Here is a 22,746-nt window from a genome sequence, read left to right on the forward strand (position 1 = left end):
GGCGCGAAACGAGATGAAATTTACACACAACGTTGAGCAGTGGGACATATTTGAAGTTGAATTGCAGGCTTCTCATACCTTCATTAATCCATTCAGGGATGTGAACCTTTATGGGAAGTTTTGGAGTGGGAAGGGATGGAAGCGAATTAGGGGCTTTCATGATGGAGGCGATACTTGGAAAATTCGGTATATGCCGGAATCGCAGGGGGAATATCGATTCAGGGTGTTATCAGATTATGCAGATTTTGAAGGACTCGAAGGTATGTTTCATGTAGCAGCCCCTTCTCAGGGAAATCATGGACCTATCCGAGTAATAGGTACACATTTTTCCTACGCAGACGGTACTCCCTTTTTTGTTATGGGTACTACTGCATACGCCTGGACTTACCGTCCGGAAGAAGTTCGACGGAAGACGCTGGAATCTTCCTCCAAGTATGGTTTTAATAAAATACGTATGCTCGTATTTCCGAAATTCATGCGAATTGGTGGCGAGGTGAGCGAGATCGATATCTCCTACGAGCCGCCCGTATTCCCGTTTGAAGGCGAACCAAATTCTTTTGACTTTCAGCGGTTTTGTCCTGAGTATTTTCAAAATTTAGAAGATCGAGTCATGGATCTATTAAAACTTGGGATTGAAGCTGACGTGATACTGTTCCATCCTTACGATTGTTGGGGAATTGATCTTGGAATGAAACAGGATGATCATCTAACCTATATTAACTATATTATCGCGCGCTTGTCTGCGTACAGGAACGTATGGTGGTCTTTGGCCAATGAGTTTGACGTTGATAATACGCCGGAAGGTAAAACTTATGTACGGATGGATCGTAAAGATTGGGATTTGTTCGGTGCGACAATCAAGGCGAATGACCCCTACAGTCATCCAATATCAATTCATAATATTCCGTTTGGTTTTATTTATCCTAACCGTGACTGGATGACTCACGTCAGCTATCAACATCCGGATACTTATACACTCGTTCTTGAGTTAAAAAACAAATACATGAAACCAATCGTGAATGATGAATATCAGTACGAAGGAAACATGAAAGTAGAATGGGGCAGTAGTGACGCCGAAACAACTGTCTTGCGGCATTGGCTTTCGGCAATGGCCGGGGGATATGCAACACACGGTGAGGTTATCAAGTCTAACGGTAACGGGAAAGATCTATTTTGGTCGTATGGTGGCACGTTGATAGGCCAAAGCGCACCTCGACTCAAGTTCATGAAGCAGATCATAGAAACATGCGGTTTCCAAAGTATGGAAAGGGATGCGCTAAACACGGATGGGCATCACTATTTTACCTTACACCGGGATATGGACGAATACCTGATTTTCTGCCGTTACGATCTCCCTGGAAAAGGACTTTGGTGCGGACCGTTCGACGGCACTGAGTATGAGTATGAGGTAATTGCATATGATGTTTGGAATTGCACGGAAATTGAGCGGCTAACCGTTACTAATACCGGTACCCTGCCTATCAAGAGGTGGACTGTTTATCACTTAAAGTCAAAGAATAATAGATAATACGCAGACTTTTTTCTATCCGTACCTAGGCGGGATTGAACTGCTGTCCGGTGAACGTGTGGAACAAGGAGAGGCGCTCAATATCGAGCCGTGGGGCGTTCGAATTATAGCTGCCGAGGGCTGATTGTACAGTTGGTGGTTTGTAGTGTTCCAAGATATAAAGTTAGGGGTTGAGGAAATGACATTTATCTGTAATCCAATTAACATGCCATACAAATATCAATTTATTGAACAGCACGGAATTATGAAAATCAACAGGGAAGCCGCCGATCCATCCATGATTTATTTTAATCAGAAATATTATCTTTTCCCGTCCATGACGGCTGGATTTCTTTGGAGTGACAATCTAGCCGATTGGGAATTCCATCCTCTAACGGATCTGCCGATCTACGATTACGCCCCGGATGTTCGAGTCATTGGAGAATACATGTACTTTTCCGCATCGAATTCTTCTCGTAACTGCTCATTTTACCGAACGAAAGATCCGATCAACGGATCTTTCGAGGAGATTGAAGGGACCTTCCCCTTCTGGGATCCGAATTTGTTCTTGGATGACGATGGCAGAGTGTACCTTTACTGGGGATGTTCCAATGATAAACCCATCTATGGAGTAGAGTTAAACCCTGAGGGGATGAAGCCGACAACGGAGCCGGTCGCGCTGATCTTCAGTAACCCATCCGTTAAAGGGTATGAAAGAAATGGCGAAAACCATATTACGCCCCGAACCCCGGAACAGATTGAGGAATTGGTTCAACTGAATGCGAGAAATATCCCCAATATTACGGATGAACAGTTGAATCATCTGAGAACAGTGTTTGAGAATGATCCGTACATCGAGGGCGCATGGATGGATAAACATAACGGCAAATACTATTTACAATATGCCAGTCCGGCTACAGAGTTTAACACGTACTCAGATGCCGTTTATGTGTCGGACAATCCGCTGGGTCCATTTACACTCGCCAAAAACAATCCATACTCCTATAAGCCGGGAGGATTTATTCCGGGTGCCGGACATGGATCGACAATGGAGGATCATCATGGAAACTATTGGCACGCCTCCACTATGAGAATCAGTGTCAACCACAATTTTGAAAGACGGTTGGGGTTCTGGCCAGCCGGTTTCGATCAGGATGGAGAACTGTTCTGTAACCAACGATATGGAGACTGGCCGATAAAGGTCGAACAGGCTGTGATGAACCCATGGAGTAACCCTGAATGGATGCTTCTCTCGTATGGCAAACCGGCAGCTGCATCAACTTTTGAAGCGGGTAAAGATGCGTCGAAAGCTATAGATGAAAACGTTCGTACCTGGTGGAAAGCAGCGTCCAATAGTCCCGGTGAATGGCTTCAAATCGATCTCTTACACTCCTGCGACGTCTACGCGATTCAAGTCAATTTTGCAGATGATGCGTTGAATATTCCTATTCCTGAGGGAGCAGATTTCCAAGAGGGGAGACACATTGATCAACGTAAGCATCATACCAGGTGGCTTTTGGAAGGGTCAGTGGATGGAAAAGAGTATTTTGTCATAGAAGATAAAACCAATGCAGCTACGGATTTACCGCATGATTTTATCGTAAGAGAAAATGGAATGAAAGTTCAATATATTAGATGTACGGTTAAGGAGCTTCCTTACAATCAAGCAGCGTGTATTTCCGGTTTGCGAGTATTTGGAATTGGCAAAGGGGAACTTCCGGAAAAAGTAACCGGAATCAAAACCGAAATGGTAAGCGAACTCGATCTTTATGTGAATTGGAATCAAGCAGAAGTTGTTGGATACAATGTTCTGTGGGGCTTCGCACCGGATAAACTGTATCATAGTTATATGGTATTGGGGAGTAATAAGGTCACAATTGGCGCATTAATCAAAGGGGAACCGGTATATGTAAGAGTCGATACCTTTAATGAGAAGGGAATCACCGAAGGTGACGTATTTCAAGTCATCTGGTAATGATCCCGCAGCCATATATCGGGAGGAGATAGCTAAATGAAACCTTTACCGCACTTAAGAAATGAAGCCGGAGTTACCAGGCTCTACGTGGACGGACACCCATTTATAGCTCTGGGCGGAGAAATTCATAATTCCAGTGCTTCTAGTCTTCGTTACATGGACGAGAAAGTATGGCCTTACCTTAGGGGACTGCATCTTAACACTGTCATTGTACCGGTTTATTGGGAGTTGCTTGAGCCAGCGGAAGGGAAGTTCGACTTTGAACTCGTTAACGGCATTATTACCCGTGCAAGAGAGGAACAAGTACGCATTGTGTTTCTTTGGTTCGGGCTTTGGAAGAATGGACTTTCGAGTTACGCACCTTCTTGGGTGAAGAGAGATCATCGCACCTATTTTCGTGCAAGATACCCAGGTAAAATCGCGTCGGAGACTATTTCCCCGCTTTGCCAAGCGGCCGTCGAGGCGGATGCCCGAGCATTTCAACGTCTTATGTCTCATTTGAGGGAAGTGGATGGCGAAGAACATACGGTCATTATGATGCAAGTCGAGAATGAAATTGGATTTTTGGGCGCTACGCGAGACTTCTCCGAAGAGGCTGACTTCTTATTCAGTGGTCAAGTTCCGGAATGTTTGTCAAATGCGTTCGGAGTTGAAGGAACTTGGAAAGAAGCATTCGGCGAGGATGCTGATGAGACCTTTATGGCTTATCACTATGCCTGCGCGGTGGAGCGGATTTCCAATGCAGGTCAACAGGTCTATCCACTGCCCATGATGGTCAACGCTTGGCTGGAACAGTTTCCGGGAATACCGGGCACGTATCCCAGCGGAGGGCCCATAGCGAAAATGATGCGGGTCTGGAAAGTAGGTGCACCGACGATTTCTATTTATGCCCCTGATATTTATTTGCCTAACTTTAAGGAAATTTGCCAGGAATACACAACCAATGGGAACCCGCTATTCATTCCGGAGGCGAGAAGAGATCTGGTTTCGGCCGCTAATGTGTTTTATGCACTCGGCAAGCATGATGCTATAGGGTTCTCTCCATTTGGAATTGAAGATTTCCTTTCAGAAAATGTGGACGCGGTGGATGCCTCCCTTTTGTCGGCGCTAAATATTGAGCAATCCGGTTTTATATTAAATGGAACTGGACCCTATCTCGCAAAGAGCTATAAGCTGCTCGGCAACATGTTAGGATTGATTCAGCGCTACAACGGCACTGGAGCCATGACCGGGTTCGTGCAGAATCGAGAAAAGGGATGCTTATTATCCTTTACCAAGTATGACATTAAAATCACATTTGGTACGCCGGAAGAGGGCAGGCCTGTTGCGGGAGGTATTGTCATTGAGACCGGTGAGAATGAATTTTTTCTGGCAGGCTATGGTTATACCGTAAACTTCTTGCCTAAGCGTAATGAACGCAAGCAAGCAGGCATTATCCGAATTGAAGAAGGTGAGTTTGAAAATGATAATTGGCGGAGAGGTAGGGTGCTGAACGGGGATGAAGGTGTGTATCACGTCAGGCTTGGCAAGGATCCCGAAATTCTTCGAGTGGAACTTTATCAGTATGAATAAGAAAAAACATTTCAGGATGTGCGCCTTTATGGAGTGATAGCTCGTATGAGATCGGGGCATCGAATATTTTCCTTAAAGGCAAGGTGCCCGCCTTCCCCGCTAACTCTTTAAAACTATTAGAGATAGCAGGGAAGATCGGCCCGTAATTCGAAACTTGATGTATACAAGTTAGACATCTTGTGGATACCAACGATTGCGTGCTACTTTTATCCTATAGATCGAGGGAGGTGTTGAACATGAAAATCACGGATATCCGCACTTATATCGTGGGGAACTCCTGGAAGAACTGGCTTTTTGTCGAAGTGAAAACGGATCAAGGAATTACCGGTATCGGCGAGGGAACTTTAAATGCTTTTGCCAAAACGGTCGAGGCGGCGATTCATGAACTTAAGCATCTGGTAATCGGCATGAGTCCGTTTGATGTGGAGGCGATCTCCTTAAAAATGATTCGCGACGTCTACTCGGACGGCGGTCAAATTCAAGGCTCCGCACTCGCGGCAATCGAAACGGCGTGTTGGGATATTATGGGCAAGGCGACAGGGCAACCGGTGTATAAGCTGCTTGGGGGCAAGTGCCAGGATAAACTTCGCTGTTATGCAAACGGTTGGTATCGAGGCGGTACCGACGAGGAAAGCTTGTATAACCAAGCTAGAGAAGTAGTTTCGAAGGGCTATACGGCCTTGAAGTTCGACCCGTTCGGGGCTGCTTGGCGAACAGTAGAGCGAGCTGATTTCGCTGGCGCCATCCGTAAAATATCGGTTGTCCGCGAGGCCGTCGGTCAGGATGTGGATATTTTGATTGAGGGGCATAACCGTTTTAGCGTACATACAGCTCTCCAATTTGCAGAGGCGATGGCGCCGTATTATCCGACATGGTTTGAAGCGCCGGTTCCGCCGTATCGTCAATCGTCTGTGATTGAGGTAGCCAAGCGAAGCCCGGTACCGATCGCATGCGGGGAAGACTACTACAATCGTGAGCAATTCGCGGAGCTTCTTAAGCATGATGCCGTTCATATTGTTCAGCTGGAGCCGCAATTCCTGGGATTGAGCGCTTCCAAACAGATTTGCGGCATGGTGCACGCCCATAATGGCGTAACCGCTCCGCATAGTGCGCAAGGCCCTATTTGCTCCATTGTTTGCGCTCATTTGAATATGGCCAGTCCGAATTTTTTCCTTCATGAAATTTTTGATGAATTTAATGCTTCATGGGCTCAGGAAGTATTGTCTCCATCGTTCAAAGTAGAGAACGGCTACCTCCAGCCGCCAGATAGGCCGGGTCTTGGTTTCGAGCTTAATTTGGACGAAATTGCGAAGCATCCGTATGACCCAGGGCACTGGCTGCCGTTATTCAGGCAAGGTTGGGAAAAACGGGAACGAGTTCAGTAAAGGGGAGGAAATGGGCATGAAAGCACTCGTTTATGAGGGGCCGCGGTCCCTGAACATTCGTGAGGTTGCCGTCCCCGTTTGCGCTTCCGATGAGGTATTGATTCGGGTGAAGCAGGTGGGCATTTGCGGCTCCGAACTCAGCGGCTACCTGGGACATAATTCTTTGCGCAAGCCGCCCCTGATCATGGGCCATGAGTTTTCAGGCGTTATTGAAAAGTTGGGATCGGAAGTAAACGAATCGCACGGGTTGCAAGTCGGAGCTCGCGTTACAGCCAACCCGCTTGTGACATGCGGGCATTGCCGCTTCTGCCGTAATGGTCAATCTCAATTATGCGGCGAACGAAAATTGCTTGGGGCCCACAGGCCGGGGGCATTTGCCGAAATCGTTGCAGTCCCGGCAAGGAATGTGTATCAACTCGATGATCACGTGTCTTTCGGGGAAGGTGCATTTGCCGAACCATTTGCCTGCGCGATTCATGTATGCCGTCTGTTGGAGTTAAATGCGCAAGACCAATTGCTTATTTACGGTGCCGGCCCGATCGGACTATTCGCACTTCAGGCTGCTCAAGTGCATGGTCTTCGGAATATTGTTGTGCTTGACCGCAACGAGGCCAGACTCGAGATTGTAAGAGAGCTCGGCGGAATCGCCGCAACCGGCCTGGAACAGCTGGAGCCGTCATGGAGCGGGGACTTTGACGCTGCGATAGACGCAGTTGGCGTGGAGGCGACACGCAGAGGCAGCATACAGGCGGTGCGGCCTGGCGGTAAAGTAGTGTTCACAGGCTTGCATGAAGTGGAAAGCAAGCTGCAAGTAAATGATATGATACGCAACGAAACGATAACCATGGGGGCATTCGCATACTCGTCTAAAGACTTTGATACGGCATTGCGTTGGATAGAGGAAGGGAAAGTCAATATGCTCCCCTGGGTTGAATTCGCCTCCATGAGTCAGGGCAGCGAGAGCTTCGAGAAGCTGATCTCCGGTCCGGGCAAGGTCGCAAAAATCATTTTGAGCTGGTAACAGTCACGAGGTAAGGGGCGCTATGCGCCCCTTTACTTTAGGCCGACAAGCCTACACCCACGTTCGTTTTAATACTTGAAGATAATGAAATAAAGCATCGCGGAATACCGCTAAATCACTTGGAATCGTTTCGATCAGTTGATCCAATATTTTAGTTGTTTCACCGTAGTTGGGCGCTTTCCATCTTTTCGTATTGGAAGTCCAAAATAATCTGGATGCGGTGTTTCGAAACAGTCTGGACATTTCTTCGTTGCGGGAAATATCGATTAAACCGAGCAACAGGTCATATTCAAATTCGATCAGAGCGCCAGGGTGACTAGCGGCCTCTTTCAGCAAATTCCTGAAGGAAAGAAGTTTCTTCGCGGAATAATCCGCCAGTTCAGATTGTTTTACATCCCATGCATAATGTACGGAGAACAATAGGAAGGAAATTGTGATTTCCAGAAGGTCGCTTATCCTTTGGGCGGATGAATCCAGAATAATGACTCCATGTTTGGGCGCTATTCGCAGATAGCCTTCTTGCTCCAGCTGTTGAAGAGCGGCTCTGACCGGAGTTCGGCTCATATCCAGCATGCCGCTTAACTCTACCTCGGAAGTCGCTCTTCCCCTGGGTAATTTTCCGGAAACAATCCATTGATGTATCGTTAGATAGGCTTGATGACGTAAGGACGATGTACTCATGAGCAGCTTCCTTTCCGATTAGAAATGTTTATAATCATAATAAATCAATTAAATCTGGAAAGGAAGAATTCGGTATGATCGCAACAGGAACCACTTTAAGGGAAATTGCCTTTGAAACGATCAAGCAGAAAATCGTCAGCGGTGAGTGGGAAGGGGGGACGTTTCTTTCGGAGAAGCGGCTGAGCGAACTTCTGAGTATGAGCAAAACGCCGATCCGATCGGCTATGGACAGACTCGAGATGCTTGGACTAGTGAAGTTAACGCCGAACCAGGGTGTGATCGTTCAGGAGATGTCATTAAAAAAAATAATGGATATTTATCAGTTGCGGCTATCCCTGGAAACTTTCGCGGCCAAAGAACTGACAGGCAAGATGGATGCGGATTTTTTTCGTAGTTTGGATGAAAATCTAGCTCTTCAGGAGCAATGCGTCCAGCAAGAGGATATCGTAGCTTTCGTGCAGTTAGATCGCTATTTTCATGAGATGATGATCAAGGGGTTGGATAATGAAGAATACACGGAAGCGATGTCCAGGCTGCAGGATAAGTTTTTGATGGCGGTGAGGGCCACATTTTACAAAAATCATAGCCGTTTATGGGGAAGTTTGAGTGAACATAAGCAAATTCGCAAAGCGCTTGAAGAGAATGACCCGGCTGCTACGGAACAATTGGTTTACAATCATATTCAGTATGTAAAAAAGATTATGCTTTGATGTATACAAGTTAGACATCTTGTAGATGTAAACGGTCTCGTGCTACCTTTAATCCATAGATGAAATAAGTATTTTAAGCTTCAGGTGGAGGAATCGATCATGAAAATAGTGCAATATTATAGCTTGAATGATGAAAATCAGCAGCTTAAAGTTGGAATCTTGGAAGGAACCGATACGATTAAAGAATTAAACATTCGGGGTACCGCGAAGGATTTCATAGCTCAATTTAACGAGATGGGCGAATCGGATGTTGCAAATATTACGGAAGGGTCTCCGGTTTATGACTTGCATGAGGTTAAGCTGTTGTCTCCTTTGACAGACCCCGAGAAAATCATATGTATCGGGTTGAATTACCATGACCATGTCATTGAATCCAACATGCAAGTTCCGAAGGTGCCGGTTCTATTTCCGAAATATAATAACTGTCTAGTCGGACACAACGAGAAGGTGGTCATTCCCCAAGAGGTGCTTCAGTGTGATTATGAAGTGGAATTGGCTGTCGTAATCGGAAAAACGGCAAAGAAAGTCTCAAAGGATTCCGCCATGGATTACGTCTTTGGATATACCGTTCTAAACGACGTTAGCGCCCGCGATATTCAATTGAACGAACCTCAATGGACACGCGGGAAAGCGATTGACGGCTTTGCACCCATGGGGCCTTGGATTGTAACGAAGAATGAAATCCCGAATGCCGGAAAATTAAACATATATCTAACTTTAAATGACGAGGTTATGCAAAATTCGAATACGAAGGAATTGATTTTTGATATTCCTTATTTGATATCATTTCTTTCGAACACGATAACCCTTCGGCCTGGGGACATTATCAGCACCGGGACTCCGCCGGGAGTAGGAATGGCAAAAAAACCGCAGGTATGGCTTAAGCCGGGCGACATAGTAGAAGCTACCGTTGAAGGAATCGGCACACTTCGAAGTGTTTTCATATCTGAGCAATAAGTTAGGAAGAGAGGGATGTTCACATGAATTGGCAGGGGAAGGTCATAATCGTGACAGGCGGCGGAGGCGGCATAGGGCGAGCCGCGGCACACAAGTTCGCTGCCCAGGGTGGACAGGTCGCCGTCGTGAACCGAACCGCCAGCAAAGCGGAAGCTGTAGTGCAGGAAATTATCGACGCTGGGGGAGAAGCGATCGCTTTGCAGGCAGATGTTTCCTCAGAGGCTGATGTGAAAAGGGTTGTTCGTACTACGCTGGAAAAGTTCGGTAAAATCGACGTTTTAGTCAATAACGCAGCAACTTGCCCGCAAATTTGTCTAACCAATATGAGCCTGGAACAGTGGAATCAAGTGATTACGAATAACCTTACCTCGGTATTCTTATTCTGCAGGGAAGTCATTCCGTTCATGCTTCAGAATGGCGGCGGTTCAATTGTGAATGTAAGCTCCGTTCATGCATTGGCTACGCTAGAGGGGTATTCTGCCTATTCGGCTTCCAAAGGGGGCATTGTAGCGATGACGAGGGCGATTGCTCTTGATTTTGCCCGTCAGAACATTCGGGTTAATAGTGTGCTGCCGGGGGCTGTACAAACTCCAATGCTTGAAAGCAGTGTGAAAAAGCTGAATGCGCCTCGGGAAGAAATCATGAAGCAATGGAATGAAGCGCAACCGGTCGGTCGTGTAGGACAACCCGAGGAAATAGCTGCTGTGATTATGTTCGCGGCCAGCTCCGAAAACTCCTTTATGACGGGAGCTACGCTAGTTGCGGATGGTGGTATGACCGCAGACCTTTAAGAGTTTGTTTGGCTAAGGAGGGATAAAGTTCATTGTGATTAATTCACTAAGAGTTGCGGCGGCTGTGAGGGCGCCGCTGGGAGAAGGCCCAAGTTGGGATGCTGAAACAGGAACATTGTATTGGGTAGATATCCTAAATCGTCGCCTTTATAGCTTAGAACTAAGCTCCGAACGGGTTAATGTGGTAGAATTCGACCAGATGATCAGTGCGGTCGTTCCTAAAATGGGTGGGGGACTTATGGTTGTATCAGAAACAGGATACCACACTCTATCGCTGAATGATGGCAAACTGATCCCTGTATATGACCCGGAAAGTGACCTGCCCAATAACCGTTTTAACGATGGCAAGTGCGATCCACATGGACGCTTTTGGGCCGGGACCAAAGATCTTGACGATGCTCCGCATAGAGGAAGTTTATATCGCCTGGACCCGGATCATAAGTGCTGCACAATGCTGAACAACATAACCATATCGAACGGTTTGGCTTGGAGCCCGGACCGTTTGACTATGTATTATATAGACAGTGCATCGGAAGAAGTAACGGCCTTTGATTACGACGATCCCAGCGGAGAGATTTCAAATTCTCGCTGTGTAATCGATTTTAGGCCGGAAGAGGGCTGGCCTGATGGAATGACGATAGACTCCGAGGGGATGCTGTGGATTGCCCATTGGAATGGCTGGCAAGTCTCCAGATGGAATCCGGCAACAAGGCAGTGCCTGGAGAGGATTTCAGTACCGGCGGCTCTTGTCACTTCCTGCATGTTTGGCGGTCCCGAGCTGAGGACATTGTTCATTACAACGGCGTCTTGCGGTCTAAGGGAAGAGGAGCTGCTTAACCAACCTCATGCAGGAGCTCTATTTGCTGTGGAGACCACAGTTACAGGAATTCAAACTTATCCTTTTGGGGAAAAAATCAACTCGTTGTGCACAGAACTCACAAACGAAAGTTCAGAATCCAAATAAAGTCTAATATGCCTCTCATCCCCTCTCTTGTATACTTAATCACGAGAGATCTCTTACGCGCTATGGTCAAACAGCAACAATTTTCGAGTGACGTCCCAGCGTGAAGGAGACACGAAGAGACGGCTTTCGCGCAAAATCAAAATCTCGGTCGAGTTCGAGTCGTCGTCCATTAAACGCTATACAATAGTAGCCGGAATGGCAGCCAGAAAACGAGCATCGATCGAGCTTGATTAGAAAAGAATCAAGGGAAAGCCGATTTGCGGCTTTCTCTTTTCCTCATTATATCGCTATGATAATAGAAGATGCTACCGATGCGACACCAACTTTTTATTCAGGGGAAGGTTAAAGATGCAGATGATCAAGAAACTAGGCTCACTCCCGATACTGCCGAAGATTGCGCTGACCTTTCTGATGGTGCTGACGCCGCTTTTCTACTTAGGGCTTCAGATGAACGAGGCCGGTGCGGACATAGTTCGACAAGAGATCGCAGGTTCGCTGTCTTCGCGCGTAGAGTTGTACATGGACATCCTGGACGGAGACTTTGACCGGACAATGCGGCTTCTGCGGGAGTACGTTAATGATGAGGACCTATTGAAACTCAGCACAACCTCGGAGATTATGACGGTCATTGAACGGAACCGTTCGGTGCTTCGGCTAAAGCAGCAGATGGACTTGTTGGGCCAATCAAGTGCTTTTATCGAGAATGCATTGGTCTTCATTCCCAAGATGAACAGGATTGTAGCATCCGATTCTAATTCGATTGTCGATTTCAATGACGAAATGTTCCGGGCGCTATCCGTCCCGGTGAATCCGCTTGATTCGCCTTTTCTTATTTGGGATAACCGTGTCTTTATTACGATGCCGTATGGGTACCTCAACGATTCGCCGTTGTTTTTAATTGCCGTGGAGATATCAAGCTCGGAAATAACCGCACAGCTCAAGCAGTTTGCCTTGGAAGACAGTGTTGCCGTTCTGTCGAGCGACCAGATGGTATGGTCGTCATTAAGCGCAAGCGCCCCGGCATTGGACGACAAGACGAGAACCTTGTTATACACGGCGGAGGAAGGCAACCGAAGAGTCTCGATCGACAACCGGGATTATCTGTTAGCCGTCAAAAAGTCGGAAATTCTAAACACGAAACTGCTGATGATGGTACCGTCCGATAAGGTCGAGAGACCGCTCGAACGGTATCGCAACTGGGGATTTATCCTCTATGGCGTCTCCGTGTTGGTTATTATCGCCTTCTCGTTCAGCATGTACCGTATCATACATCGGCCACTGATGGTGCTTGTCCGTTCATTCCGAAAGATTGAGCAAGGCCGATTCGATGTGTCAATCGAATATCCCTTCAAAGACGAGTTCGGTTATTTATACAAGCAGCTGAATGCAATGGTACGGGAGGTCAAACGATTGATCCAGGAAGTATACGAACAGCAATATCGGATTCGCCTAGCCGAGCTAAAGCATCTTCAGTCTCAGATTAACCCACATTTTTTATACAACGCGTTTTTTATTCTGTACCGCATGGCGAAGCAGGACGGCAACGAAAGGATTATGGGATTGACGAAGCATCTCGGTGAGTATTTCCAGTTTATCACCCGGGACAATGGCGAGGAAGTCACACTAGCCAGCGAAGCGGCTCACTCAAAATCTTATACGGAGATTCAGTCGATTCGGTTCTCCAACCGCATCACGGTTCATTTCACTGATATACCGAAGGAGGCAGAGCAACTCCTCGTACCTCGGCTCATTCTGCAGCCGATTATCGAGAACGCGTTTGTGCATTCGTTGGAGAAAAGAGCAAAGGGCGGCATACTCGAAGTCGATTTCCGCATGACGGAATCCGAGTTGCGCATCCGCGTGGAAGACAGCGGGGGGATTGACGAAGAGAAAGTTGCCATTCTACAGGCACTACTGAACGGACAGCAGGACGTTACGGTTACGACGGGCATGATCAATGTACACAGACGGCTACAGATTAAATATGGCGGCTCGGCTGGCCTGCATTTAAGCAAAGGTGCCCTCGGCGGACTTCAAATCATCATCACGATTCCTTTGCAAGGAGGTTAAAACCTATGTATAGATTAATGATCGTCGACGACGAACCGTTTACCGTGGACGGGCTTTACGAGATGTTGCAAGATGAGCCGGACATGGACCTGGATATTTACCGGGCGTACTCTGCGGAGGAAGCCATGGGGTGGCTATCCCGCACGAAGATGGATATCGTCTTAAGCGATATCCGCATGCCGGAAATGGACGGTTTGCAGCTGCAGCAATGGATACAGACCCGTTGGCCGCGCTGCAAAGTGATCTTCCTGACGGGAGTTAACGATATCCAATTTGCGCAGCAAGCGCAGCGCGGAGGCGGCGTGGACTATATTCTGAAAACCGAAGGCGACGAAGCGATCGTCAAAAGCTTACAGCGCGCTTCGGACGCGATTCAGGAAGACCTCCGCAACGAGGACCTGCTGATCCGGGCCAAAGGCCAATTGAAGGAGCTTCTTCCGATGCTGCGCCGCGAGTGGTTTACGGCTCTCGTGGAGCAGGGCAGACCCGTAACCGACAATCTCCCCGCCCGCCTTCGGGAGCTCGACACGCTGCTCCGTCCCGAAGAGGCGATTATAATGGTCTGCGGCCGCGTCGACCATTGGGATGAATGTTATAGCCTGTCCGATCAATCGCTGCTCTTATATGCAGTCCAAAATATTGCCGAGGAGTTCATGGACCGGGTCGTCATGCTCCCCGTCATGCTCGGCGGCGCTTACTTCGTATGGCTAATCCAGCCGAAGGCTTCCGGTGAAAGGGAGTGGGACGAATTGCCGGCTTACATTCAGGGAACGCTGGAAAGTATACAGCAAACGTGCAGGGCGCTGCTGCAAATACCGGTGTCGTTTATTAGTTACGGAAGCCAAGCGGATTGGGAAGATATCGCGAGGAACTATCATCTTTTGAAGCAAAGTCTGATCCTGGGGCTGGGCAACGGGGAAGAAATGATTCTCCTATACCGCGAGGAAAATGCGGCTCAATTCTCAGAGGCACCTGCACTGAACATATCCAGAATCGAGAGCGCCGTCGAGATGGGGCAGATGCCGTTGTTCTTGGAGCTGCTAAACGTGCTGTTCCGGAGCTTGCCCAATAAATTCACCGTTTATGCGCAGACGTATTATGCCGTTGCCGTTATTTTGCTCAATCAATGGAACAAAATGAACCGTAACGATAATAGTGACGATGCGGATGCCGAGATGACAATACGCAGGTTGTTTGACGTAACTGCACACAAGACAAAGGAGCAGGCGGTACAGTTCCTGAGCGACATTGGCTGCAATCTTATTCGGCATGGGAAACAAGAGCAGGACGAGCGCACTGAACGCATTATTAACAAGCTTAACCGCTATATCGTCGAGCATCTGGACAAGGATCTTTCGCTAGCCTTCCTCGCGGACGTCGTCTATCTTAATCCGTCTTACCTTTCCAGTCTGTATAAGACTTATACCGGACGCAACATTTCCGACTACATCACAGAGATTCGAGTGGAACGGGCGAAGGCTTTACTAGCAACATCTCAAGCGAAGGTGCAGGATGTTGCCGTCGCGGTCGGGTTTTATACTGCGGCTTACTTTACTCGGTTTTTCAAGAAGCATGTTGGCGTAACGCCGCAGGAATTCAGAAGCAGACTTTAGCCTGGGAGTGAGAGACTATTGTCCCGGTACCGTATTACGAGAACATTGCAAGGAAAGCCTAAATCGAGGCTTTCCTTTTTCCTTTCCTCCTGAAGATGAAGTCCGCGAACGAAACTTGCGAAGGAAAGTAAAGAATACAAACAGAGTGCAATATACGGTGAAGGGGCCTTTTTACTATACTTAATTCAAGAGATTGAGATCTCTTACAAACAAAACCGGGGGGAACAAAGCATGAAAAAACGTGTCAGATTATTGGCTGCATCCAGTCTGTTGGTCTTTAGCTTAGTAGTAAGCGCATGCAGTTCTAACAATGATCCTGTGAATAACGCGAGCAAAGAGGGGAATGGCAACGCTGCTGCAACACCCGTATCGGAGTCCGCGAATCCAGAGGATCTATATCTAGGGAAGTATGCCAAACCCATTGAAGTATCGACGGTTCGTATTCTCGGTACTGGTGTAAAGTTTGCGGGGGGAGATACGATCGACAACAACGTCTGGTATAAGGAATATGAAAACAAGCTCGGAATTAAGCTCACGAATAAATGGAGCGTTGTCGGAAATGAGCCTGGAGGACAAGGGGAGCAGAAGATGAACGTCTCGATCGCCTCGGGCGATCTGCCGGATATCGTTCCGCTCAACGCCTCGCAGCTGCGGCAATTAGCAGAAGCGGGCAAATTGGCGGACTTAACCGAGATCTACAAGAAATACGCAAGTCCAATGGCCAAAGACATGTTGACACAGTCGGGAACTGCTGCGATGAGTTCCGCTACCTTCGACGGCAAACTGCTGGCGATTCCTGCAGTTTCGTCAACGCTTAACAATGCTCCGATGGTTTGGGTCCGTGTCGACTGGCTGAATAAGCTCGGGCTCCAGCCGCCAAAGTCGATGCAGGACGTGTTCAACATTATGGACGCCTTCGTGAATAGAGATCCGGATGGCAATGGGAAGAAGGATACGTACGGTATGGCCATGGATAAGGATCTGTACGGGTTCTTCGACGGGCTGGAAGGGTTCTTCAATAGCTATGGCGCATACCCGCGCCAGCAAGGAACAGGCAACTGGGTGAAGAAGGAAAACGGCACCATCGAGTTCGGGAGCATTCAGCCGGAAGTGAAGACGGCGCTAGGTAAGCTGCAGGAGTTGTATAAAAAAGGGTATATCGATCCCGAATTCGGCGTGAAGGATTGGAGCAAGGAGAAGGAACTGATCGTTGCCGGCAAAATAGGCTTGTGGTTCGGCAACATGCCGGTGCCGCTTCAATTGCAGGATCTAAAGAACAACGATCCGAATGCAGATATACAGTCTTTCCCGCTCGTGACCGTTGACGGGCAGCCGGCGAAATCGCAAGTGCCGTCCCTTTATTTAAACACACCGCAATACCTTGCGGTGACCAAGAATGCCAAGCATCCGGAGGCGCTGCTCAAAATGGTCAACCTGTTCTTTGAAGCTTCCTACGGTAAGAATTACTCCCCGGAAGAAGCCAACAATCTAAGAAAGAGCCCTGATGGCAGTGTTGAACGTTGGCAGTATTCTATTTATGCCGCCGAGCCGGAGAAGAACCTGAATACGCATCGTTTGTTTAAAGAAATTGTTGCCGGCACGAAGAGCGAATCGGAATTGAATTCTGAACAAATAACCGCATACCCAGCGATCAAAAAGTATCTTGCCGGCGAAAAAATGGAGACGTTTGACTGGGCAATCAATCGCATCTTCGGAACAAAGGATTCCGCATTCGCCGTTATCGATAACTATGTAAACAACAAATTGCTGATGCCGAACGCATTCAGTCAGATCAATACGGAGACGATGATTAAACGCGATGCAACGCTGCTAAAGCTTGAACTCCAGACATTTACGCAAATTATTCTCGGTGAATCACTCGACAGCTTCGACAAATTCGTAGCGAACTGGAAGAAGCTTGGCGGCGATGATATGACGAAGGAAGTTAATGAATTAATGAAAGCCCATTAATGGCAAAAAAGTCCGAATTCTGTCCTTTGTGAGGGCAGAATTCGGCCATATGGGCAAGAAAGGATGATCCGCCGTGTTGAATAAAGTGACAGAAGATCGAATAACAATCGTGGAATCGGCGGCTAAGCCGGGGAAAAAGCGCGCTTGGAAGTTTCAATTGCCCTTACATCTGATGATTCTGCCAGGGCTGATCTTAATTCTCGTCTATAGTTACGGTCCTATGCTCGGCGCCGTCATCGCCTTCCAGGATTTCAACCCTGCACGAGGCATTTTCGATTCCAAGTGGAACGGCCTTGATAACCTCCGTTATGTAATGGCCTTGCCTGGATCCTTTCAGATTATCTGGAATACGCTTATCATTGCCGTGATGAAGATCGTGGTCGGTTTGATTGTTCCGGTCGTGGTTGCTTTGCTGCTTAACGAGATTCGCAAGGAGCTGTTCAAGCGAACGGTTCAGACCTTGGTCTATTTGCCGCACTTTTTGTCTTGGATTATTCTCGGAGGGGTTTTGATCGATATTTTGTCCCCTTCTTACGGAATCGTTAACCAAATGTTGAATTGGCTCGGAATTGACTCGATCTATTTCTTGGGCAGCAACGGCTGGTTCCGCTCCGTTCTGGTTACATCGGACGTGTGGAAGGAATTCGGATTTAATACCATCGTATATTTGGCCGCGCTGACCGGCATTAATCCAACATTATACGAAGCGGCGGTTATTGACGGCGCGAATCGGTGGAAGCAGACGCTATACGTGACTTTGCCAGGTATGGCGCCGATCATTATTTTGACAGCAACGCTGGCTTTGGGCCAAGTCCTCAATGCCGGCTTCGATCAGGTATACAATTTGTATAGTCCTCAAGTGTATGAAACAGGCGACATTATCGACACCTTCGTTTATCGGATTGGCATCGTTGATGCACAGTACGGAGTAGCGACTGCCGTGGGTCTCTTTAAATCGGTCGTTTCTCTGATTATGCTTTCGGGGTCTTACTTCCTTGCCTACCGTTTCGCCAACTACAGGATATTCTAAGAGTGAGAGGAGTCGAGCAATCATGGTGGAACGCTTTACGCTGAGCCGCAAAATGTTTATAGGGTTTAATTACATTTTCCTGACTCTCTTGTCGGTTCTGTGCATATTACCGCTTATTCATGTGCTGGCTGTATCGTTCAGCTCCAGTTCCGCGGCCTCCGCAGGTTACGTCAAGCTATGGCCGGTCGAATTCACGCTGGAATCTTATAAGTACGTTCTGGGAAAAGAAGAGTTTTTCAAGTCGATCCTGGTGACGATCAAACGCGTTGCCGTCGGTTTGAGCGTCAATATGGTGCTGACGATACTCGTCGCTTACCCCCTGTCGAAAGAGGTAAACAAATTCCGGGGGCGGACAGTCTACGCTTGGGTGTTTGTGTTTACGATGCTTTTTAACGGCGGGCTTATTCCGTTATACATGATGGTGAAGTACACCGGAATTCTCGATTCCGTATGGGCGCTTGTATTGCCGCAAGCGGTGCCGATCTTTAATATGATCCTCTTGCTCAATTTCTTCCGGGGTTTGCCGAAGGAATTGGAAGAGGCAGCCTTTATGGATGGTGCCGGCCACTGGACGACACTCTGGAAAGTGTACGTGCCGTTATCCGCGCCGGCCTTAGCTACCATCACGCTGTTCACCATGGTATTCCACTGGAATTCCTGGTTCGACGGACTCATCTTCATGAATTCGCCGGGAAATTACCCGCTGCAAAGCTACTTGCAGACCGTGATTATTCAGCAAAATTTTAATAACGCAAGTCTTGAAACGATAGCGGAATTATCGAAAATCAGCGACCGCACCTTTAAATCCGCGCAGATCTTCCTTGGTTCGCTGCCGATTCTGCTCGTGTATCCATTTCTGCAGCGGTTCTTTATGAGTGGGATCGTGCTCGGCAGCGTGAAAGAATAGCAGTATTCAGGAGAAATCCCAAAGATGTTTACAACGAAGGAGTTAGTCGCATGACATACAATTCGATCAGACCGGGCCAGGTATGGCTGGACACCGAGGGCAAACGTATTCAGGCCCACGGCGGATCTATTATTACCGTAGGCGATACGTTCTATTGGTATGGGGAAAACAAAGAAAAGACGAAGGCTGGCAGCGGGATTTGGCACTGGGGAGTAAGATGCTACGCCTCCAAAGACTTATACAATTGGGAAGACAAAGGCGTGATCATTCCTCCGGACGTAGATGACGTTGATTCGCCGCTGCATCCTGCACAATATATGGACAGACCGCATATTATCTTTAATCAGTCGACGCAGAAATTCGTATGTTGGGTTAAAGTCATGAGGCAAGAAGGTCAAAAATCTACGATCCTGACAGCGGACCATATCCTTGGTCCCTACACGGTCGTAAACAAAGATATTCGCCCTTTAAACATGGGCGCCGGCGATTTCGATTTGGTCGTCGCGCCGGACGGCAAAGCTTATTATTATTTTGAAAGAGTCCATTCCGAACTCATTTGCGCCGGAGGTTCTGGGGGATCCGCATCCGGACGACCGGTCGCGCACGTCTTATAATTCGCAGATTACGTCCGTCTTTAAGCACCCGTTCAAGAAAGATCTCTATATCGCGCTCGCGGATCGATGGATACCGAACCTTCCGGAGCTTGTAGGGGATCGTTTTGCGGACGGAACGCAATCCCGCATCGCAGCCGACATTTATAAGTCGGTCTTCGACCCGGAAATCGACTATGTGCTGAAAGAGGAAGACAAACTGCCTGTATCGATCGATTTCGATACTTGCAATTCCGATTATGTATGGCTTCCGGTCCGGTTTGATGGGACAATGGCTTACCTGGATTGGAAGGAAGAATGGAAAACAGAGGATTACGAATAATAATAATTGACTTAAACGGGAGTGGAAGATACGCATGGACAGAAGAACGTTTAACTATTTGGATTCTTCCCTATCTGCTCAAGAGCGTGCGGAAGATTTATTGCAGCGTATGAGTATTGAAGAAAAAATGGGCCAAATTGTCGGCTATATGCCGGATAAAGGGTCGATTGAAAAGCTGGAGAAGGACTTTCCCCAGGGCGCAGGGGAAGTCGTCATGTTATTCGCGGGTGGATTGGATAACAAGGAGTCCGTCGTTGAAAATGTTACCCACATCCAGAATAAAATTATGGAGTTAAGCGAACACAGCATCCCCGCTATTTTTCATGTGGAAACATTAACCGGTGCAATGCTTCCTGAAGCAACAAGCTTCCCGACGGGAATCGGACAAGCCTCCACCTGGAACCCCGCGCTTCAGAAGGAACTGGCCACAATTATTCGCAATCAGGCCCGGGCCGTCGGCGTTTCGCATGCGTTCGCCCCCGTGCTGGATATTAACCGCGATCCTCGCTTCGGTCGTCTTGGTGAAACGTATGGGGAAGACCCGGCATTGGCGGCGGCAATGGGAACGGCTTATGTGTCGGGTTTGCAAAACGATGGTGACCTCAAAGAAGGGATGCTGGCATGCGCCAAGCATTTTATCGGCTACCATATGACCCAGGGAGGCATTCATGCTGCGTCGACGCCGGTTCCGCCAAGAATGCTTCGGGAGGTTTATGCGAAGCCATTCCAGGCTGCTATGACGCTTGCAAACATGAAATCGATCATGAATACTTACAGCACCGTCGATGGCGAGCCCGTAGCTGGTTCCCGTAAGTACCTCACCGAATTTCTGCGCGGGGAAATGGGCTTTGACGGCTTGATCGTATCCGACTACGTCTCCATCTCTGAGATTCATTCGAGGCATAGGGTTGCCGAGACCATAACGGATGCCGGTGAATTGTCCTTGAAGGCCGGAATGGAAGTAGAGTTGCCTTCGAAAGACTGCTATAACGACGAGTTAATGCAGCGTATTCGGGACGGGAAGATCTCCATGGAGTTTCTCGATCAAGCTGTCCGTCGCGTATTGATCGCGAAGTTTGAATTGGGCTTGTTCGAGAATCCTTATCCGATGTCGAGCGATGCCGTGGAACGGATTTATGCAGATCCTAATAATAAAGCAACCAGCTTGGAAGCAGCGCGTCAATCGATCGTTCTGCTGAAGAATGATGGCCTGCTTCCGTTGCAAAGGAACGCGCAAAAGAAAATCGCCGTTATCGGCCACCATGCGGCATCCACCAGATCGTTTTTCGGCGGCTATTCGTATACGAGCTTGTTCGATGCCATGCACAATGTCGGGAACACGATGGCAGGCGTGGACTTTGAGAAAATTTCAAATCTGAATGCGAGCGAGTTCGGCGTGGCTAAGAATCACTACACGTATCCCGGAAGTATCGTGCAGGTCGAAAGCCCGAAAACGGAGGAACTCGTCAGAAAGCATTATCCGACATGTAATAATCTGCTCGAGCAGATCATTCTTGAATGTCCGAATGCCGAAGTGACTTACGCTTATGGTTACGCCTATGCCGGGAACGATACGTCCATGCATGATGAGGCATTGGCGGTGGCAGCAGAAGCGGACGTAGTCATCTTTACTTTAGGCGGGAAGCATGGCTGGGGCATGTTCAGCACAACGGGCGAAGGGATCGATGCGACGAATATTGGGCTTCCGGACTGCCAGGAAAGCTTCATCCGGAAATTGGCGGCTTTGAAGAAGCCGACGGTCGCGGTTCATTTTGACGGCAGACCGATATCGAGCGACATGGCAGACCAGCACATCGACGCTGTTCTCGAAGCTTGGAATCCGGGACAATACGGTGCGAAAGCCGTGACGGATATTTTATTCGGCGATTATAATCCGGCTGGAAGATTGCCTGTTTCGATCGCTTACAACGCCGGACAAGTGACTCTTTTCTATAATCACGATCAAGGATCGAGCTACCATGTCGGCACGATGAACGATTATACGAGTTATCTGGATTGCCCTCGCGAGCCCCGGTATTACTTTGGACATGGCTTATCGTACACTTCCTTCCGTTATTCGAACATGACCGTCAGCAAGGAAGCGTATGAGCCTGCTGAGCAAGTTGTCGTCACAGTCGACGTAACGAATACGGGAGAGGTATTCGGCGAGGAAGTCGTTCAGCTCTACATACGCGACAAATATGCGAGTGTCGTACGTCCCGTACAAGAACTGGCAGGTTTCGTTAGAGTCCCGGTGAAACCGAACGAGACGAGAACGGTCCGATTCCATATGGATCCGGGTCAATTTGCTTTTCTTGATACCAACATGACATGGAAAATTGAAGCGGGTGAAATCGAGGTTATGGTTGGGGCTTCTTCCCATGACATCCGGGCTAAAGGCTCTTTCCGGATTTGCTCCGACTTGTTCATTGACGGAAAAACAAGAGGGTTTTATGCAGATGCAAGCATTCAGTCGTAAAGGATGGCCGATGCGATAAGAGAGTTTTCAAAGGGGATAGGAGCGGCAAGGATATACATGCTGATTGGATTGGTTGGAAAGATGTAGACGCCAAACGAAGCCTATTTGCTAAGCAGCAAGCGGAAATAAAAGAGAACAGTAAGTAATCCGTTGTAATCGCGGGTACTTACTGTTTTTTTA

Annotated in this window: 18 protein-coding genes; 17 read left to right on the forward strand and 1 reads right to left on the reverse strand. The window is 48.1% G+C overall.

The genetic code is table 11. The annotated features are described in order from the left end of the window. The first annotated feature begins 13 nt into the window (after positions 1-13). From AC6RNO_RS27025 to AC6RNO_RS27045, 5 genes are all read left to right on the forward strand, one after another. Entirely contained in the window at positions 14-1,528 is a 1,515-nt protein-coding gene (locus tag AC6RNO_RS27025) for an apiosidase-like domain-containing protein (RefSeq protein ID WP_497107368.1), read from the forward strand. A gap of 145 nt (positions 1,529-1,673) precedes the next feature. Continuing rightward, a complete protein-coding gene (locus AC6RNO_RS27030) occupies positions 1,674-3,482 on the forward strand; it encodes a family 43 glycosylhydrolase (protein ID WP_497107369.1) in 1,809 nt (602 codons plus the stop codon). Positions 3,483-3,518: 36 nt separating this feature from the next. Beyond that, entirely contained in the window at positions 3,519-5,054 is a 1,536-nt protein-coding gene (locus tag AC6RNO_RS27035) for a DUF5597 domain-containing protein (protein ID WP_497107370.1), read from the forward strand. Between the two features lie 236 nt (positions 5,055-5,290). Further along, positions 5,291-6,439, forward strand: a complete 1,149-nt coding sequence (locus AC6RNO_RS27040; protein WP_497107371.1) for an enolase C-terminal domain-like protein — start codon at positions 5,291-5,293, stop codon at positions 6,437-6,439. Positions 6,440-6,455: 16 nt separating this feature from the next. Further along, positions 6,456-7,460 carry an alcohol dehydrogenase catalytic domain-containing protein gene (locus AC6RNO_RS27045; RefSeq protein ID WP_497107372.1) on the forward strand — a complete coding sequence of 335 codons (1,005 nt, stop codon included), beginning with the start codon at positions 6,456-6,458 and terminating at the stop codon, positions 7,458-7,460. Positions 7,461-7,511: 51 nt separating this feature from the next. On the opposite strand, the gene AC6RNO_RS27050 is transcribed toward AC6RNO_RS27045, so the two are convergent. Next, positions 7,512-8,141: a GntR family transcriptional regulator gene (locus tag AC6RNO_RS27050; RefSeq protein WP_488437034.1), complete on the reverse strand. Its 630-nt coding sequence runs from the start codon at positions 8,139-8,141 to the stop codon at positions 7,512-7,514. Positions 8,142-8,215: 74 nt separating this feature from the next. On the opposite strand from AC6RNO_RS27050, the gene AC6RNO_RS27055 reads away from it, so the two are divergent. The 12 genes from AC6RNO_RS27055 to AC6RNO_RS27110 all read left to right on the forward strand — a co-directional run bounded on the left by AC6RNO_RS27055 (position 8,216) and on the right by AC6RNO_RS27110 (position 22,566). After that, positions 8,216-8,851 (forward strand): GntR family transcriptional regulator, encoded by a 636-nt coding sequence (locus AC6RNO_RS27055; RefSeq protein ID WP_488437033.1) that lies wholly within the window; start codon positions 8,216-8,218, stop codon positions 8,849-8,851. Positions 8,852-8,950: 99 nt separating this feature from the next. Next, positions 8,951-9,808 carry a fumarylacetoacetate hydrolase family protein gene (locus tag AC6RNO_RS27060; RefSeq protein WP_497107373.1) on the forward strand — a complete coding sequence of 286 codons (858 nt, stop codon included), beginning with the start codon at positions 8,951-8,953 and terminating at the stop codon, positions 9,806-9,808. Between the two features lie 23 nt (positions 9,809-9,831). After that, positions 9,832-10,599 carry an SDR family NAD(P)-dependent oxidoreductase gene (locus tag AC6RNO_RS27065; protein ID WP_474683524.1) on the forward strand — a complete coding sequence of 256 codons (768 nt, stop codon included), beginning with the start codon at positions 9,832-9,834 and terminating at the stop codon, positions 10,597-10,599. A gap of 34 nt (positions 10,600-10,633) precedes the next feature. Further along, positions 10,634-11,563, forward strand: coding sequence for an SMP-30/gluconolactonase/LRE family protein (locus AC6RNO_RS27070; RefSeq protein WP_497107374.1), 930 nt, complete (start codon positions 10,634-10,636; stop codon positions 11,561-11,563). Between the two features lie 348 nt (positions 11,564-11,911). Then, on the forward strand, positions 11,912-13,633 hold the full coding sequence (locus AC6RNO_RS27075; RefSeq protein ID WP_497107375.1) for a histidine kinase: 1,722 nt from the start codon (positions 11,912-11,914) through the stop codon (positions 13,631-13,633). A gap of 5 nt (positions 13,634-13,638) precedes the next feature. Continuing rightward, a complete protein-coding gene (locus AC6RNO_RS27080) occupies positions 13,639-15,246 on the forward strand; it encodes a response regulator (RefSeq protein WP_497107376.1) in 1,608 nt (535 codons plus the stop codon). Between the two features lie 231 nt (positions 15,247-15,477). After that, positions 15,478-17,217: an extracellular solute-binding protein gene (locus tag AC6RNO_RS27085; RefSeq protein ID WP_497107377.1), complete on the forward strand. Its 1,740-nt coding sequence runs from the start codon at positions 15,478-15,480 to the stop codon at positions 17,215-17,217. Positions 17,218-17,290: 73 nt separating this feature from the next. Further along, positions 17,291-18,247, forward strand: a complete 957-nt coding sequence (locus tag AC6RNO_RS27090; RefSeq protein WP_497107378.1) for an ABC transporter permease subunit — start codon at positions 17,291-17,293, stop codon at positions 18,245-18,247. Positions 18,248-18,269: 22 nt separating this feature from the next. Further along, a complete protein-coding gene (locus AC6RNO_RS27095) occupies positions 18,270-19,154 on the forward strand; it encodes a carbohydrate ABC transporter permease (protein WP_474683530.1) in 885 nt (294 codons plus the stop codon). 50 nt (positions 19,155-19,204) lie between these two features. Continuing rightward, positions 19,205-19,768 (forward strand): family 43 glycosylhydrolase, encoded by a 564-nt coding sequence (locus AC6RNO_RS27100; protein ID WP_497107379.1) that lies wholly within the window; start codon positions 19,205-19,207, stop codon positions 19,766-19,768. Further along, entirely contained in the window at positions 19,686-20,087 is a 402-nt protein-coding gene (locus tag AC6RNO_RS27105; RefSeq protein WP_497107380.1) for a hypothetical protein, read from the forward strand. The genes AC6RNO_RS27100 and AC6RNO_RS27105 overlap by 83 nt, the downstream gene beginning before the upstream one ends. A 34-nt stretch (positions 20,088-20,121) precedes the next feature. Next, the gene (locus AC6RNO_RS27110; protein WP_497107381.1) at positions 20,122-22,566 is read left to right on the forward strand and encodes a glycoside hydrolase family 3 N-terminal domain-containing protein; all 2,445 of its coding nucleotides are present in this window, start codon (positions 20,122-20,124) and stop codon (positions 22,564-22,566) included. The last annotated feature ends 180 nt before the right edge of the window (positions 22,567-22,746 follow it).

It is taken from the genome of Paenibacillus sp. sgz302190, assembly GCF_059820445.1.